The sequence below is a fragment of the Colwellia sp. MB02u-14 genome (genome assembly GCF_014076915.1).
Taxonomy (GTDB): Bacteria; Pseudomonadota; Gammaproteobacteria; order Enterobacterales; family Alteromonadaceae; genus Colwellia_A.
The window spans coordinates 216888-232966 of the sequence record NZ_JACGUX010000080.1; the positions used below are offsets into that span (position 1 = coordinate 216888).

A 16079-nucleotide genomic window follows, 5' to 3' on the forward strand; every position below is an offset into this window, starting at 1 on the left:
TTATTGCTCGCCTTGTAGTTGTTGTATTGTTTTAGGGGGTTGTCCTTTGGCTAATGGGGTTACCGCAACGGCACAAGCTTTAAGCTCAGGCATTTTGGTGACAGGGTCTTGTGCAGTATTCGTCAGCTGATTAGAGGGTGCTTCTTTAAAATGATAAGGCATAGCAACTAAACCAACAGGTACATCGTCACTGAGCATAGCGCGAGTTTCAACATAGCCGCGACGAGACTTAATACTCACTGGCGCTTGATGGGTAATATCGAGTGCCTGAGCATCAATAGGATTAATAAAGAGAAGGCCAGGCGGTGTTTCTCTTTCTAATAAAGGAGATTTACGCGTCATTGAGCCACAACCATAGTGAAAATGTAAACGGTTAGTGGTTAATAATAGTGGAAAGAGGTCATCGATTGGCTCATCGATATGAACGTGATTAACGCAAATAAATCGTGCTCTACCAATAGGAAAACTTTGTTGATGTAAAATAGACGTGCCCTCTGGAGCATCAAAGGTGCATGGCCATTGTAAGCCTGAGTTATCACTAATTTTTTGGTAAGTCATCGCTTGATAATCAGGAGTTAACGAGGCCATCTCATTAAATACTTCTTCGCTGTTTTGCCAGTTTAGTAACTGACTACCCATTTGCTTGGCGAGCGCTTGTAACCATTGCCAATCACCTTTAGCTTCACCCCGTGGTGCTAAGGCTTGATTTACTTTTTGTACGCGTCGCTCGCAATTGGTAAAGGTACCGTCTTTTTCGGCAAAAGAAGCTGCAGGTAAAATAATATCGGCCAATTTTGCCGTTTCTGTCATGGTGAGTTCGGCGACCACCAATAAATCAAGATTCTTTAAAGACGATTTTACATGATTTTGATCGGGATCGGTTACCACAGGATCCTCCCCAAAAAGTAGTAAGGCGTGAAAATCGCCTGATTGAGCCGCTTTAGTCATGCCAAGCGACGTTAACCCCGGCTGCTGAGCGATTTTTGCTCCCCATGCGTTGCTAAATTTTTCTTGGCTTTCTAATTCAGCTACCCCTTGATAACCGGGGAAAACATTTGGTAAACAGCCCATGTCACATGCTCCTTGCACGTTGTTTTGTCCTCGCAGTGGGTTAACGCCAGTACCTACTTTACCTATATGACCACAGCTTAATGCTAAATTAGCCAGCGAGATAACATTGTTAGTGCCGCTTACATATTGGGTTATGCCCATGCCGTAGAAAATCATCGCGCGTTTTGCTTGGCTATAAGCTCTTGCTGTGGTGCGAATTAACTCAGCGCTAACGCCTGTAATACTCTCAACTGATTCTGGGGTTATATCTTTTACATGCAGTGCTAGTTGCTCAAACCCCTGAGTACGTGACGAAATAAAGTTTTTATCGAACCATTGCTCTTTTATGATGACATGCAATAACGCGTTGATTAACGCAATATTACTGCCGAGTTTTAGTTGTAAATGCATGGAGGTTAGCTTGGCAAGGCGAGTTACTCTGGGATCAACAACAATCAGTTCAGTACCTTGAGCGTGCGCTTGCATGATATGCCCACCCAAAATGCTATGGTTTTCGGTAGGATCAGCGCCAAAAACTAATATTAAATCAGTGTCAAAAATGTCTTTGGCGCTATTGGTCATAGCACCAGAGCCTAAAGATTGTTTTAGACCTGCAACCGTTGGGCTGTGACAAATTCTGGCGCAATGGTCAATATTATTGGTTTTTAATACCGCACGGGCAAATTTTTGCGCGGCATAATTATCCTCATTACTGGCTCTAGCGCTACTAATAATCCCTACAGTTTGACTACCTGACTCATCAATTATCGAGGTTAACTCACAAGCTATGGTGGTTAATGCTTCTTGCCAGCTAATCGGATAAAATTTTTTGTTGATACGCTTTAATGGTTGAGTTATCCGTTCATTGGTATTAATAGCGTAAGGAGTGCTCCAACCTTTTTCACAGAGTTTCCCCTGACTTATAGGATGGTTTTGTTGTGGCTCTACACTCAGTAGTTGACCTTGCTCATTTATTTTTAAACACATGCCACAACCAACGCCGCAAAAAGGGCAGATTGTTTTAACGAGATCGGCACACATAACAACACCTTCTTATAATCCATTTATCTCACCAGTGTAGCAGTAAGTATTGGACGTTTTTTAGACTAACTATTACTTGCCTGATTTAAATCAGGCGATGCTTACTTTAGTTAGGTTGCTCACCTTTATAAAGCTAAAGTAAAATCACCAAGGTATGTTATTAAGGAAATAACTATGTCTGAAATATTCGGCTCTGATGCATTTTCACCTAAAGAAATTGCTCAACGGGTAAATGATGTCGGTGTTGTAAAAGTGCATTTACCTTTTCTATCTTTGTTCATGTTAGGTGTACTTGCAGGTGCATTTATAGGTTTGGGAGCGCTTTATTTTGTCTTAATTAAATCTGATGCTTCCCTTGGCTTCGCTACTAGCCAAGTGGTTGGCGGTTTGGCATTTTCTTTAGGGCTAATCTTGGTGATTGTTGCTGGCGCAGAATTATTTACGGGTAATAATTTGTTAGTCATGGCGTGGGCAGGGGGGAAAATAACGAGTGTAGAGCTCCTGAGAAACTGGATTATAGTTTGCTTTGCTAACTTTGTTGGTGCTGCAGGCTTGGCGGTATTAGTGTTTCTTTCGGGTCATACCGAAATGAATAATGGCGCAATTGCTGATCAGTATATAAAGATAGCGATGGTAAAAACCGCGATGCCATTTTGGAGTGCTTTTTTTAAAGGAGTGTTATGTAATGTATTGGTGTGCATGGCAGTATGGATGGCTTTTGCAGGACGTACTGTTATCGATAAAGCGATAGCCATTGTTTTTCCTATTTCTGCTTTTGTTGCGGCAGGTTTTGAACACTGTATTGCTAATATGTATATTATTCCGTTAGCCATGTTAGAAAAAGTTTTTAATACCACAAGCTTAGCGGCAGAAACGGTTACTTGGGCTGGTTTTTTTAATAACTTATTACCGGTTATATTGGGAAACTTAGTGGGTGGCAGTCTGTTAGTGGGCATTGTTTACCACATTATTTATCGTAGAAACAATACGCCACCAAACGAAAAATAAGTTTTTTGGCCTACACCACATTAAAAAATTTAGGGATGATAAAAGGCTTCTATTTACCCAAAGAACTTAACATAGCAACAGGCCTTTGAGTAACATGGCTGAATGTTTCATCTGAAACCAGCTCAGCCCGCTTGCTGTTGATTTTTACTCGTCAGTTTAGATATTATTTTACTTATGTATTAGCTATTTTGATATGAACTGTGCACTTACTGACATTAATCAGTTCATGATCAAAAGTGTTTTGGTAAGTTTTGCGTGTGTCTCATCAATTGTTGATGTTACTTCATTTTAATCGGTTAAAAAATAAGACGTTTATTTATTTTAATTTTAACAAAGCTATGGAGCACTTATGAAATTTCGTATATTGAGAAACTTACCCTCTAACTTGGTTAAAGAAAGAGTACCCACTAAATATAAAGATCTTGCTGTTACCTGCGAATCGCAACTGCTAGATACCTGTTCTTTGATTATCTTCCCGCATGACAAACGAAATGTAGTGAAAAGTGGCCTGGTAGAAAAATCATTAAAGAGTCTTGGGGAATCGTCTGATCCTCAATTGGTTGTTGTAGGAAGTTGTTTTTCTGTTGAAGCGACAAACTTGCTTAATAGAAAAAAGGCGGTTTTCATCTCTTTGTTTGAGGATCATAGAAAAGACTCCTATCAAAATAAGCTTCATTTAGAACATGTGCGATATTAGTATACTATGTTGATCAACAGACAAAGTTGATCAATATATAAAATTTGCTTTGCGTAAGGTGAAAGTAAATAAATCAACCTAATTATTGATGTATTACGGGCGCGGGACTAAAAACGGGTCTTTAAATTTAACAACATTCTTTTTAACATGATCATCAAGAATTTCGATTGCATTCATAACACCTTGGTCTTGTTGAAAAGAAATAGTTAATGGTGACTTTATCAAGTGAACCAGGTGGTCACACACAATTTTAACTGTATCTTTTTTATTGTCATAAATCAGCTCTATTAAGGTCATGTCTCGGGCTTTAAATAGATCTCCGATACTTTCTCCTATTATTTCCACGTGAATTGTTTTGTTCTCTAATTCTATTGAAAGCTGATTTAGCAAATATTGCCAATTGAAAGGTTCTATCTCATATTTTGTCATTTACTTATTTCCTTAATGATAGTTTGCCGGTATTAAACTAAATGATGTAATTGATCACTTGAGCAAGATCAGTCGAACGTTTATTTTTGGATAAAGTGCCAAAAATATTAATGGTTTTGTTTATACAGCCTGCTTTGATGTTTCGTAAAATATTCGACATTCATACTCTCTACCCCTGACTACGCGTTTCCCTATGTTATTACCATGGGTCTTAGTTACAACGGTATGATGGCCTTATTGATGGTGATTATCATAGAAAAAAAATAACCACCCAATCAAAAACTTTGTCTAATTTATGCGCACGTTCGGTATTTGAATAAATAGCAGTAAAATGCCACTTTTCCTGTGTTACATGCAAAATAGGCAGCCATGCTTTATTTTCTAAATTAAATCGTTTAGGCGCAATAAGAGGTCATTTTTTTGCTTGAGCTTTAGTGCGGTATTGGGCATCAATTTTTAGTAACAGAGAAACACTCGGGCCAATTTTTTTTTTCATCGAATCTACTGGTATAGCCGCTGAGATTTTTATTTCGCTCATTAAAAATATTAGAAAGCCAGTCAGTTATTGCTTGTTGGCGTTTTTTTCCTAAATCTTCAACCTGGTTTAGTTGGCCTGTGTGAACGGCACTTTCCAGTTCTTCTAGTGTATTAACATGAAGTTTGTCATGAATTCTTTGAGCCAATTCTCTGCCAACTGTTGGGATCACCTGATATAAAGAGACAGGATCTGATGATCCTTGCAAGTTTTCTAGTTTTGACATTCGACCCGTGCTTATATGCTCGTAAATCAAATGAGCGATACCGGTACCGATAGTGGGAAGATGAATAAGTCCTTGGATACCTTGTTCTTCGAATAATACTCTAAGGTCTCGTGGTAAATTTTCTATTGTTTGAGCGGCATGCAAATAGGCTTGACAGCGAAAATAATTAGCGTCTTGTTCTTTGAGCAACGCCGCTATCTTACGAAGGTTTTGAGCAACTTTTTTATTAAAGGCTGTCATCAAAATCTCTCCATATTAATATAAATGACATTTACTATATAAGAAAATAATAACCGTGCACTGATTTAGATCAGTGTAAATTAGCGAAGATCACAACATCATCAACGCTCACTATTTGAAATACTCATCGAAGCGTGATTATGACTTATTGGATTTATAGCATGGGGTTACCGGTTCCTGTCAGAGATGACCGTTTAAGGATCAAAAAAGAAGTAGAACCATTATCAGCGTTTGCTAGAATGAAAAAACTTTCGGATGAGAAAAAGAATATTTATCAAGAATTAACGGATAATTCTGCTCCGTCCGATAAACATGTAAACGTTATTAATTTAACGTATCAAGACAATACCAAGGACAAGCGCAGATTAGTCCTTTTTGCTGAAGAAATAATGTCGCACCCAGTGGCGTCTTTATCAGAAAAAACGCTTTATGATGAGGCATGGAATAAGTTTCAGTTGCATAAATTTCATCATTTTCCGATATTAAGTGAATATAAATGGTTGATTGGCATTGTTTCCGACCGTGATATGTTAGCTCACGCTGTTCTTCATAAAACAGGAAATCAAGCCAAAAACCCAATTAAAGCGTTGATGAATAACTGGATTGTTACCGCTTCACCAAAAACGAATATTCGAGAAATTTGCCAAGTCATGCTTAGTCAATATTTAGGTGCAATGCCGATAACAAACGATTTAGGCGATTTGCTGGGGATCATAACGCGCAGTGACATTTTGAAAACGATAGTAAAAAACGAACCCATTGAGTTTTGGGTTTAGTCCTTTAACGTTGGTAAATTTCACTTGTTTATCATTATAAAAAGGAATGAACAACCTATTTGACTGGGGTGTTATCAATGATATCTATAAGGTTTATTAACGTTGAAAAAAGCACGTAATGTCCAATTTTTTAAGAAAGATACTAGCTCGCTAGATACGAGAAAAACTGGCTATTCAACTCTATTATTAGTGGTTTTATTTATTAAATGTTACTTATTATTTGCCTTTTTATTTTTTACTATACCCACAGCCTATGCGATAGAAAATCAAACAAATGTTGTTGAAAAGCCTTTTCTTGAAGTGTTCGTTCGCGAGGGCTGCCCGCATTGTGCAGAGGCAAAAAAATTCTTACCTATTTTAGTAAACCATTATCCGCATTTACGTATAGTGATCCATTCAATTGACAATAATAGCGTTGCAAGGGAAGCGCTTATCTCACGTTCAAAAAAAGCGGGCGTATGGCCACCTGGCGTGCCAACATTTATTTTTGGCGATAAAATTCATGTTGGTTTTCATAGCGCTGAAGATACGGGTCCAGAATTAGTGGCACTCTTGAGTCGGGAAGGATCATCACAAATAAAAACAGTCATACAGCAACCACAACAGAGTATTGATTCTCAAGTGCTAGGGAATATAAGTGTTGATCGTTTTGGCTTACCCGTATTTACCTTCGTTATTGGCTTGCTTGATGGTTTTAATCCCTGCGCTATGTGGGTTTTACTATTTTTACTCTCGCTCTTAGTTCATTTACGCGACCGAAAGAAAATGGCCATTATCGCGGGTACTTTTGTGGTCGTTAGTGGTCTGGTTTACTATGCGTTTATAGCGGCTTGGCTAAACCTTTTTATGTATATTGGTCTATCAACAACAGTGGTGAGAATGTTGGGAGGGCTGGCGTTATTGATGGCTAGTTTAAATATCAGAGATTTTTTCAGTCAAAGAATAAAATTTTCACTCTCTATTCCCCAAACCGCAAAGCCGGGCCTATATTCGCAAATGAGAAAAATCATCAATGCTCATGCTTTATGGCTTTCGTTATTGGGAGTCATTGTTTTAGCGATTGTTGTCAATTTCATTGAATTATTGTGTACGGCAGGATTTCCGGCGTTGTATACGGCAATTTTGACTCAACAAGAGTTATCGATGCCGATGTATTACGGCTATATTGGTCTCTATATTTTGGGTTATATATTGGACGATACCCTAGCTGTTTCCATTGCGGTTATTGCGTTAAGTAGCCAAAAACTATCTATTGAGGCAGGCCAACGCTTAAAATTAATAAGTGGTAGCGTCATGTTCATCTTAGGACTTGTTATGTTGTTTCGTCCATCGTGGTTGAGTTGACCTTTATTTCCAAATACAACGTGTTCATTCGATAAAAGAACTTTATATTAAAAACTGATCTATATCAGTGTCACTCAAGTTTTTTGGCGTAGTCTACAACGAATGCTTTGTATTCCATTATTTCATGTTAAACGTAATGAGGTTAGTGTTCAGCCGCTATATGGACGGTAAATTCATCTAGCCCAAGCAATTATAATGAGGTATTTATGAAAACGTTAATTATCGGCATTTTTGTTTTATTTATTTTCACCATAGTCAGTTGTGATAATGGCCCTGATTCTCCTAGAGGATTTAGTTTACCGCAAGGAGACGTTGCCAAAGGTAAAGCGGTATTGTTGAAATATGAATGTTTGTCATGCCATGTTTTAGAAGGCGTGCAGCAACCTGATATTAAGAATACCGACAATATATCAGTTAAAATTGGAAGAAAAACGACTAAGGTAAAAACTTATGCGGAGCTTGTGACGGCTATTATTAACCCTTCTCATCGTTTTTCTAGGGGATATGCGTTTACGTTAATTCAAAAGGATGGTCAGTCCTTAATGAAAAATTTCAATGACGTCATGACGGTTGCAGAGTTGGTTGACTTAGTCGTTTTTTTACAACCTCATTATGAATTAGTACCTTACTCTTCGACTAGGTATGAATATTACGGTTATTAAACTTAAATTTTCAGATAACATCAATAATATGACAGGTAAAAAAATGACTAAACATCTATACATAGTAGGGATCGATGGCAGTGAATACTCTGAAAGAGCAGTGGAACGTGCAATTAATCTTGCTGATAAATCGGGTGACCGTGTCAAATTAATTTATGTTCTAAATTGGATAGGGCTACAGCCAATGATGTATGAAGGCATTGGGCCACCGATGATAACGAGAGAGGAAGAAGAAGCTCGAATTGAAGAGAACATCATTAAACCTTTGTTAAAAAAATATAACCACCTAAACGTTCAACTTGATAGTGAGCTTTCTTGGGGTGAACCCGCCGAAATATTGATCAACAAAGTTAAGCATGAGCATGCCAATATGTTATTTGTGGGACGAAGAGGTCGCTCACCCTTTATCGATGCTTTATTGGGCAGTGTTGCAAATAAACTTGCCCATCGTGTTGGTATACCCATTGTACTTGTTCCATGATACCTATTTACAAGGCATTGAGTCAGAAAGCGACAGACATATATATTGCTTTAGCTCCCGGGTAAACGCTAGCCAAAAGTTAGCATAAAGCGATATTACCGCTCGAACCAGAAACTTACCAGCGTATTGCCTGACAAAACTCAAGGCATGAATTTACGGTTGTGCTAACTTATAACATGAATGTTATTGCTATTTTCAGAGCCGTTATAGATGCCTATTCATCATTCATAACGCGTGTATTAACTCTCTGATTTAGTCATGTAGATGAATCGCTAGCGATGAGAGACTGCACGTTTAGCCATGACAAACATTGATGTTATCTATCCCAGCACCCTCATCTATAACACAAACTAAAAATCAATTTCACTTCAATTTTGCCTAGGGTTTTATTAATCATGCAACAAAAAACGGTTAAGGAGCTATTAGTGAATGCCCACAATATTCCTTTAGATGAGCTACTAGAAAAGCTTAGCGCCCGAGAGAACGGTTTAACTAGTGGTGATGTTAATCAACGTCGTGCGCAATTCGGCGCTAATATTTTGGTGGTAAAAAAATCAAAATCTGAAATGATTAAGTTTCTATTACAGTTTAAAAATTATTTTGCAGTGCTATTACTTATTGGTAGTTTACTTGCTTTTCTAGCTGAAAATATTGACCCCGCTCAAGGGAATATTTACATTGCTTATGCCCTGCTAAGCGTAGTTTTTCTCAATGCCACTTTTACTTATCTTCAAGAACGCCACAATGAACATATTATGGAAAGCTTCCAAGATATGTTGCCTCAAATGGTTAATGTCTTACGCGACAATAAAACGGTGAATATCAAAGCCGTTGATGTTGTTGTTGGAGATATTTTGTTGTTGGATGAAGGCGATAGAGTGTGTGCTGATGCACGTTTACTTGAACATAGTCAACTTAAGGTTGATATGAGTAGCTTAACTGGTGAGAGTGAACCACAACTGCGAGACCTTCAACCGTCTGATCAAAGCCTGCTTAAAAGTCGTAATATGGTGTTATCAGGAACACTCGTTCAAAGTGGTAATGGTAAAGCCGTTATTTGTGCAACGGGGATGAATACTCAATTTGGACAAGTGATTAAGCTAACCAAGGAAACAGAGCAAACTGAAACACCCATCCGTAAAGAACTGCGTCATTTTATTCGTATTATAGGATTGATCGCCATTGTACTGGGGATAAGTTTCTTTTTAATCAGCGTTGCTATGGGCAAAGGGCAAATTACCAGTTTAATTTTTGCTATCGGTATTATTGTCGCCAATGTGCCTGAAGGCTTGTTACCCACCGTAACATTATCACTGAGTATGGCGAGTCAACGCATGGCGAAGAAAAATGCGTTAATTAAAAGCCTTGAGAGTGTCGAAACGCTAGGCAGCACTACCGTAATTTGTACTGATAAAACGGGTACCCTTACTCAAAATAAGATCAGTGTTAGTAGTGTTGTACTTAATAATCAGATATTTTCATCACAAGATCGGAACATCTTAACGCAAGCTGGATATCATCAACTCTTTGAAATAATGACCCTGTGTAATAACGCCCACATGGTTAACATTGGTTACAGTGGCGACCCCACAGAAGTGGCCTTATTAAGTTATATTGAAGGCTTGTTTGGTAGAGAAACAGACCGAAGAGATAACAGGATTAGTGAGCTACCTTTTGACAGTGTGACTAAGCGAATGATCACCATCAATAAAATTGATCAGCAATCAAATTACCATGTACTTTTAAAAGGCGCGCCGGAAACCGTTTTAGCAAAATGCAGTTTATATTTTGACAGTGGCGAGTCTAAGCCACTGACCGATAGTTCACGCCTTACCATTTTGAATAACTTTAAAAAGTTAGCGTTACGTGGAGAGCGGGTATTAGCATTCGCGTCTAAAACGATATCGACACCTGAGCTAAACAATGAGACTGAGTTTGTTTTTATTGGTCTTGTTGGCATGATAGACCCCGCTCGTCCTGAAGTCCCCGATGCAATAAAACGCTGTCACGATGCGGGTATAAAACTTATTATGATCACGGGCGATTATGGTATTACCGCTGATGCTATTGCCCGTGAAATTGGTTTAATTAAGGGGGAAGGTTGCATTATTATTGGCGATGCATTAAGCCAAATGTCTGCCAACGAACTATCAACATTACTGAGTAAACCAGAAATTATTTTTGCGCGCACCAGTCCCGAACAAAAGCTACAGATAGTCAATGCGCTACAACAACAAGGAGAAGTCGTTTGCGTCACGGGAGATGGCGTTAATGATGCTCCTGCCTTAAAAAATGCCGATATAGGTGTCGCCATGGGTATAACAGGAACAGATGTTGCCAAAGAAGCCAGTAATATGGTGTTAATGGATGATAATTTTGCAACCATTGTCAGTGCGGTAGAAGAAGGTAGGACTATTTTTGAAAATATTAAGAAGTTTATTGCTTACATTCTTACCAGTAATGTCCCCGAAATTCTGCCCTTTATTGCTTATGTGGTGCTGGACTTCCCACTTGCCTTAACAATTGTGCTTATTTTGGCGATTGATTTGGGCACCGATGTTATACCTGCACTCGGCTTAGGTACAGAGCGCTCAGAGAGTGATGTGATGAAGAGGCGACCACGCCCTAGAGCCGAAAGATTACTCAGTCGAAATATGTTGATTATGAGCTATGGCATTGTTGGAATGTTACAAGCATTTGCTGGGTTTTTTAGTTTCTTTGTGGTGTTGCTCAATGGTGGTTGGCAGTGGGGAGAAGCGTTAGCAAATAACGATATTTTATATCGCACCGCAGTTACTGCCTTTTTTGCCTCAATTATTATTTGCCAAATTGCAGATGTGATTATATGCAGGACACGTCGGCAAAGTTTGTTTACCGTTGGTTTTCTGAGTAATCGCCTGGTATTACTTGGTATTGCAAGCGAAGTAAGCTTGCTAGCACTGATTAGTTATCACCCTGTTGCTAATGAGTTTTTTGCGACACAACCATTGCAGGTATGGCAACTTTTATTAAGTGTCCCATTCGCTATATTGATCATATTGGGTGATGAACTTAGGCGTTATTTTGTCCGTCGAGAAAACAGCTTTGTACTTAAGTGGTTAACTTGGTGAATAGTAGATTGTCCGTATCTTGCAGGCTTTTTACTAAAGAAAGCAGCCTTTAAACAGGGCGTTAATTATTAACAATAGCTAATAAGAGCATGTTAACGTCGTTTTGCGAATCCATAATAAATTTTTTGCCAAGTTCCTTACCTAGTAGATAATCATGTTCAAGTGTTTTTGTATTTGTGGTCGCCATGTTTGATTTTAGTGGTTGCTGTGGCGCAATTTGAAACGTTGTGACACCTAGCGGCGGCTTATCAATAAATGCGATACCCTCATTATAAGTGTCGGCTAAATTTAAAATGGATCGGTGAATGTTGGGGGGGTGTCGATAGAGGAAACAACCAAGCTTCTTTTCTAGGCTACCTTTAGTTTCGCGGTAGCTTCCTATTCTTGAACGAATGATGACAATATCGGTTGCTCCTTCTAAGTAAGCCTTTTTTACGGGCATAGGATCACCAATTCCACCATCGATTACACGTATACCAGCAAGATATACCGGATTACGATACAAAAGCGGAACACAACAGGAACCCGTTAAAACATTAGTCGCATTCGGATAAAAATAATCAGGCTGACCCGTTTCAGTATTAGTGCAGACCACGATGAATTTTTTATCATTATCTGCAAGCTTTTTCATCATATCTACGGTGTTTAATGGGTGCTTTTAAGGCATTTTGTTGTCAGCCAGTCTAAGTTAATGGCCACCACGTAAATAATTCCAGCTACTAATAAAAGCACCTGAAGTTGCACAATGCATGAGAACACAATAGTTCCTGAGGTATTGTCCTGCTAAATGAGAAGCCAAACTCATAGAACCTGCAGACACGCCTAAATATAAGGTAAAAGGGTCGAAATTATTTTCATTGAAGCTGTAGAGCACTCCTGCTGCAAATATGTTAAGCATGCCAACACCTTCAACGACTAAAGCAACTTTTTTTGTTACTAGCATGATAACTGACGTTGCTCATTTGTCGCTTTGAAAAGGTTAATTGGCTCATTAGGTTACCTGTAATATCTTTCATCCTTTAACCATTGAATTCTCTTTTAAAAGGGGTAATTGAATCGGGTTAAAAGGAAGGTTTAGCCTGAAATTCTACTTGTACCCTTCATTTTGAAGTGGTTTTAGGGTAGAGCACTAGTGATTGATTTTTATAAAAAATAAATGATTTGAATGAATATGCGTATGTATCATCCTTGAATTACCTTATGTATTTTACCCAGCTTTAATTTTACTGTGTCTACCAATACTGTGTTTGTTTTTGATGCCAGGTATCTTTTTTTACTTAACGCTTTGTCTATATTGCACATTATTTGTGCCCTATGGCCCATTATTCCATAAAGTTTCATTGCTTTGGCTTGTTTATAATCGATGAATGCCTCCAACCTCATGTCAAGTAATTGGTTGGTGGTTTTGTTTTTTAGTGAAGTTTTAGCTATTGAACGCTGATAACCCACAATAAATAAAGTAATAATGATAAATAATAAAAACATAATTGATGTAAATGTCATTTTTGTACTCCAATCACAAACTACGTTAAAATCGATTTTAAAATGTCGCGTTTAATTCAAAGTAGCGACTCGATAAAATTATTTTTTTCATCATGAGTTGGTCTTTCAAAATTCAGTTGATTAATTCTCATCACTGCACACTCAGTTTTTAGCACGTTCTTAATTTTAAGTTATTTGTGTATGAAGTTAACTGACATTAATCAGTTAATTATATTTGATGCTTTATTTTATTGTGGGGTATCGGCCATATACACGCAGGCTCAACTTACTAGAAGATTAATATATGGTTCAATACCAGAAAAACTCATGCTAACCATAGGTAAACTTACCCAAGATAAAAAGCCAATGTTGTCATATGACGAACGCGGTGAAGAATTAGGTTAAATGGTACAAAACATCACTGATTAATTGAACTTCACATATTGTGACATTTTATTTTTACCAACACTGACATTTATTCTCAGCGAATAACAAGCTTAGTTATTATCAGTTATGTATTAATAAAGCACACCCGCGTGTTGAAAAATAGTCAGGTATCAGGTTTTACCCTATAAGCATATTTGAAATTATAGTTTAGGCTTGCTTTGTACTTGTTGAAAATTGATTTAATGTTATTTTAAAAAGATGTTCAGCATGAATCTTTAAGGTGAATTTTTCTAATAACAAGAGGGAAATTATGATTAATAATATAGGCAATACTGAGGTATTAAAGGATATTTGTAGTACGTGCATTAGGCATCATGGCTGTGTAGCACATAAAATAAAAAACACACTGTCTAATTTTCCAACGCCAAAGCATCAATTATTTAGAGCGAGTGACTACATATTTCATGTTGGTGATAAATTAGAAAACTTATATATTGTTAAATCAGGTTCTATTAAAACATTTATAATCAATCAGGTAGGTGAAGAGCAAATTTTAAATTTTCATGGCCCGGGTGACCTTTTGGGCATTGATGCACTGCCTTTTCATAAAAATATATGTACGGCTGTTTCGTTAGAAACTTCCTCAGTCTGTTCTATACCCATTGTTAAATTAGAAGAGGCATTGAAGCAATTAATACCGCCTTGGTTGTTTGAATTTGCTATTGATAAATTTAAACAAGAGAACAGTAATACTTATATGTTGGGCAAAAAAAATGCAAATAATCGAGTTGCCACCTTTTTACTTAAAGCTTCTGAAAATCATAGGGTTCTTGGCTGTTCAAATACTGAATTTGATTTAAGCATGTCACGTGATGATATTGGCAATTATTTAGGTTTGGCTTCAGAAACTGTCAGTCGTACATTAACAAATATGAAAAAAGATGGCTGTGTAAAACTAGATAGACGACATATAACAATCGTTGATACGCAACACTTGCAGATGTTAGCGGGGAGTTAAAGATTAAAAGTAAGCGGTATAATTACTTTATCACATAAATACTAAAACAATGACTGACAAAAGTCAGGTGGATAAAGTCATCGTAGTGTTATGTTGATATGAGTATTAGATCACTTTTATTCAGTTAGTGTTGTACGTTATTTCATAGATAAAATGTAAAAATTTTTGTTTTTTGAAAATATTTAGTCAAAAGTATAATATTTCAATTTTTTCAATTTTTTCAATTTTTTGAATAAATTGAGGAGTAGTAATTTATGCAAGATAAACACGTTCAAGGTTTACCAAATGATAATTGGTTCAATGAATTTGATTTTAACAAAATGGATGAAGATAGCCTTTTTTATACACTTAAACAAAATGTCGTTAATTGTATCGAACAATCAACCTGTGGCCTTAAATTGTTGAGTGAGCTTAATGATATAGTAGAAAAATATCGCCATGTCGCATGCCAAGTCATCTTTCAAGAAATGGCTGATTTACTTTTAAATCGTGATGAAGCTATGACCTGTTGGCAAGAAGTCAAACTACATGCCTTATGGTTAAACGAGCAAGTTGGCCGTCCATTACCTTTGGTTGCCATTATCTGTGACTATTTATCTACGCATATGAGCCAATTAATCCGCAATCCAAAACTTACCAGCCATCAACACTTTGATAGTCTAGTCAATCACTCTACCATTGATAGTCTCACTGGCTTGTTTAATCGAAACTGCTTTAATGACATCCTCATACATTTGCTTGCGTTAACGCAAAGGGAAGATACTGAGTTGTCTTTGGTATTTTTCGATTTGGATGACTTTAAATTTATCAATGACACTTACGGACATCAAGTGGGCGATTTGGTCTTGCATAAGTTTGGAAAATTATTATCGAATTCAATACGACAAAGCGACATTGCACTGCGCTATGGCGGCGAAGAATTTGTTATTCTTATGCCAAACACTGGTTATAAAGATGCGTTGATACTGAGTAATCGGATTCGTTCGAAAGTTAAGGAAAAGGTCTTTCTAGAAAATGGTTCCAAACTTCACGTTTCTATCAGTGGAGGATTAGCCGTTTATCCCACACATGCAAAAACGTCTGACGAACTTATTTTTTCTGCGGATAGTGCTTTATATCGAGCTAAAGGTGCGGGTAAAAATAATATTAAAGTGTTTAAAAATGAAAATCGCCATTATTTACGGGTACCATTGGTGAAAAAAATAAAGGTGAAAGAAATAAACTTTGATGGCGCTACCATTCAAGAGGCAACGTCTCAGAATATTTCTTTTGGTGGCGTGTCATTTGAAACGTCACAACATTATTGTGTGAATAATTCGATTCAAATAGCGATTAAATTTAATGGCAGAAATCCTACCTTAATGTTTGGTACGGTGGTGAGGGTTGATAAAACATCTGATAAGAGTTTTACCATTGCTGTATCGTTTTCATTTGGCGATATAGAAAAAATGGCTAAAAGAAAAATTGCTAAAATAATAGCACAACACGAAGAGAGTAATCGTTCGAGATAACACCCATAGCACTGTAAATACCCCCTCCATAACGACACAAATAACGGAAGCAACTTCGGCTATGTTGCTTTTGGTTAATCGT

17 protein-coding genes are annotated in these 16079 nt (G+C 37.3%); 10 read left to right on the plus strand and 7 right to left on the minus strand.

Features of this window, described 5'->3' with window-relative positions; all coding sequences use genetic code 11:
- Nucleotides 1-2091, minus strand: a complete 2091-nt coding sequence (fdhF, locus tag H4J52_RS13855; protein ID WP_182224948.1) for a formate dehydrogenase subunit alpha — start codon at nt 2089-2091, stop codon at nt 1-3.
- A 174-nt stretch (nt 2092-2265) separates the two neighbouring features.
- Here fdhF and H4J52_RS13860 point away from each other — a divergent pair, with 174 nt between their 5' ends.
- Nucleotides 2266-3099, plus strand: a complete 834-nt coding sequence (locus tag H4J52_RS13860; protein WP_182181299.1) for a formate/nitrite transporter family protein — start codon at nt 2266-2268, stop codon at nt 3097-3099.
- A gap of 349 nt (nt 3100-3448) precedes the next feature.
- Entirely contained in the window at nt 3449-3796 is a 348-nt protein-coding gene (locus tag H4J52_RS13865) for a hypothetical protein (RefSeq protein ID WP_182181298.1), read from the plus strand.
- A gap of 93 nt (nt 3797-3889) precedes the next feature.
- Here the strand turns inward: H4J52_RS13865 and H4J52_RS13870 are convergent, their stop codons facing one another.
- The 3 genes from H4J52_RS13870 to H4J52_RS19695 form a co-directional block, all read right to left on the minus strand.
- Nucleotides 3890-4225 carry a DUF5335 family protein gene (locus H4J52_RS13870; protein WP_182181297.1) on the minus strand — a complete coding sequence of 112 codons (336 nt, stop codon included), beginning with the start codon at nt 4223-4225 and terminating at the stop codon, nt 3890-3892.
- Between the two features lie 37 nt (nt 4226-4262).
- Entirely contained in the window at nt 4263-4385 is a 123-nt protein-coding gene (locus tag H4J52_RS20060; RefSeq protein WP_259367859.1) for a hypothetical protein, read from the minus strand.
- A gap of 289 nt (nt 4386-4674) precedes the next feature.
- Nucleotides 4675-5226 (minus strand): helix-hairpin-helix domain-containing protein, encoded by a 552-nt coding sequence (locus H4J52_RS19695; RefSeq protein ID WP_259366738.1) that lies wholly within the window; start codon nt 5224-5226, stop codon nt 4675-4677.
- Nucleotides 5227-5366: 140 nt separating this feature from the next.
- Between H4J52_RS19695 and H4J52_RS13880 the strand changes: the two genes are divergently transcribed.
- The 5 genes from H4J52_RS13880 to H4J52_RS13900 all read left to right on the plus strand — a co-directional run bounded on the left by H4J52_RS13880 (nt 5367) and on the right by H4J52_RS13900 (nt 11599).
- On the plus strand, nt 5367-6002 hold the full coding sequence (locus H4J52_RS13880) for an HPP family protein (RefSeq protein WP_182224950.1): 636 nt from the start codon (nt 5367-5369) through the stop codon (nt 6000-6002).
- A gap of 102 nt (nt 6003-6104) precedes the next feature.
- Complete coding sequence (locus tag H4J52_RS13885; protein ID WP_182181295.1) at nt 6105-7346, plus strand: glutaredoxin domain-containing protein; 1242 nt, start codon at nt 6105-6107, stop codon at nt 7344-7346.
- A gap of 206 nt (nt 7347-7552) precedes the next feature.
- Complete coding sequence (locus H4J52_RS13890; RefSeq protein WP_182181294.1) at nt 7553-8008, plus strand: cytochrome C; 456 nt, start codon at nt 7553-7555, stop codon at nt 8006-8008.
- 43 nt (nt 8009-8051) lie between these two features.
- Nucleotides 8052-8489 (plus strand): universal stress protein, encoded by a 438-nt coding sequence (locus tag H4J52_RS13895; protein ID WP_182181293.1) that lies wholly within the window; start codon nt 8052-8054, stop codon nt 8487-8489.
- 395 nt (nt 8490-8884) lie between these two features.
- Nucleotides 8885-11599: an HAD-IC family P-type ATPase gene (locus H4J52_RS13900; protein ID WP_182181292.1), complete on the plus strand. Its 2715-nt coding sequence runs from the start codon at nt 8885-8887 to the stop codon at nt 11597-11599.
- Between the two features lie 61 nt (nt 11600-11660).
- Here H4J52_RS13900 and H4J52_RS13905 read toward each other — a convergent pair whose 3' ends face one another.
- From H4J52_RS13905 to H4J52_RS13915, 3 genes are all read right to left on the minus strand, one after another.
- Nucleotides 11661-12233: a DUF6363 domain-containing protein gene (locus H4J52_RS13905; RefSeq protein WP_220461096.1), complete on the minus strand. Its 573-nt coding sequence runs from the start codon at nt 12231-12233 to the stop codon at nt 11661-11663.
- A gap of 54 nt (nt 12234-12287) precedes the next feature.
- Nucleotides 12288-12542, minus strand: coding sequence for a hypothetical protein (locus tag H4J52_RS13910; protein ID WP_182181290.1), 255 nt, complete (start codon nt 12540-12542; stop codon nt 12288-12290).
- A gap of 239 nt (nt 12543-12781) precedes the next feature.
- Entirely contained in the window at nt 12782-13102 is a 321-nt protein-coding gene (locus H4J52_RS13915) for a hypothetical protein (RefSeq protein ID WP_182181289.1), read from the minus strand.
- Between the two features lie 180 nt (nt 13103-13282).
- On the opposite strand from H4J52_RS13915, the gene H4J52_RS13920 reads away from it, so the two are divergent.
- From H4J52_RS13920 to H4J52_RS13930, 3 genes are all read left to right on the plus strand, one after another.
- Nucleotides 13283-13486: a hypothetical protein gene (locus H4J52_RS13920; protein ID WP_182224954.1), complete on the plus strand. Its 204-nt coding sequence runs from the start codon at nt 13283-13285 to the stop codon at nt 13484-13486.
- 262 nt (nt 13487-13748) lie between these two features.
- The gene (locus H4J52_RS13925) at nt 13749-14486 is read left to right on the plus strand and encodes a helix-turn-helix domain-containing protein (RefSeq protein WP_182224956.1); all 738 of its coding nucleotides are present in this window, start codon (nt 13749-13751) and stop codon (nt 14484-14486) included.
- A gap of 254 nt (nt 14487-14740) precedes the next feature.
- Nucleotides 14741-15997 carry a diguanylate cyclase gene (locus tag H4J52_RS13930; RefSeq protein WP_182181286.1) on the plus strand — a complete coding sequence of 419 codons (1257 nt, stop codon included), beginning with the start codon at nt 14741-14743 and terminating at the stop codon, nt 15995-15997.
- Nucleotides 15998-16079 lie beyond the last annotated feature (82 nt).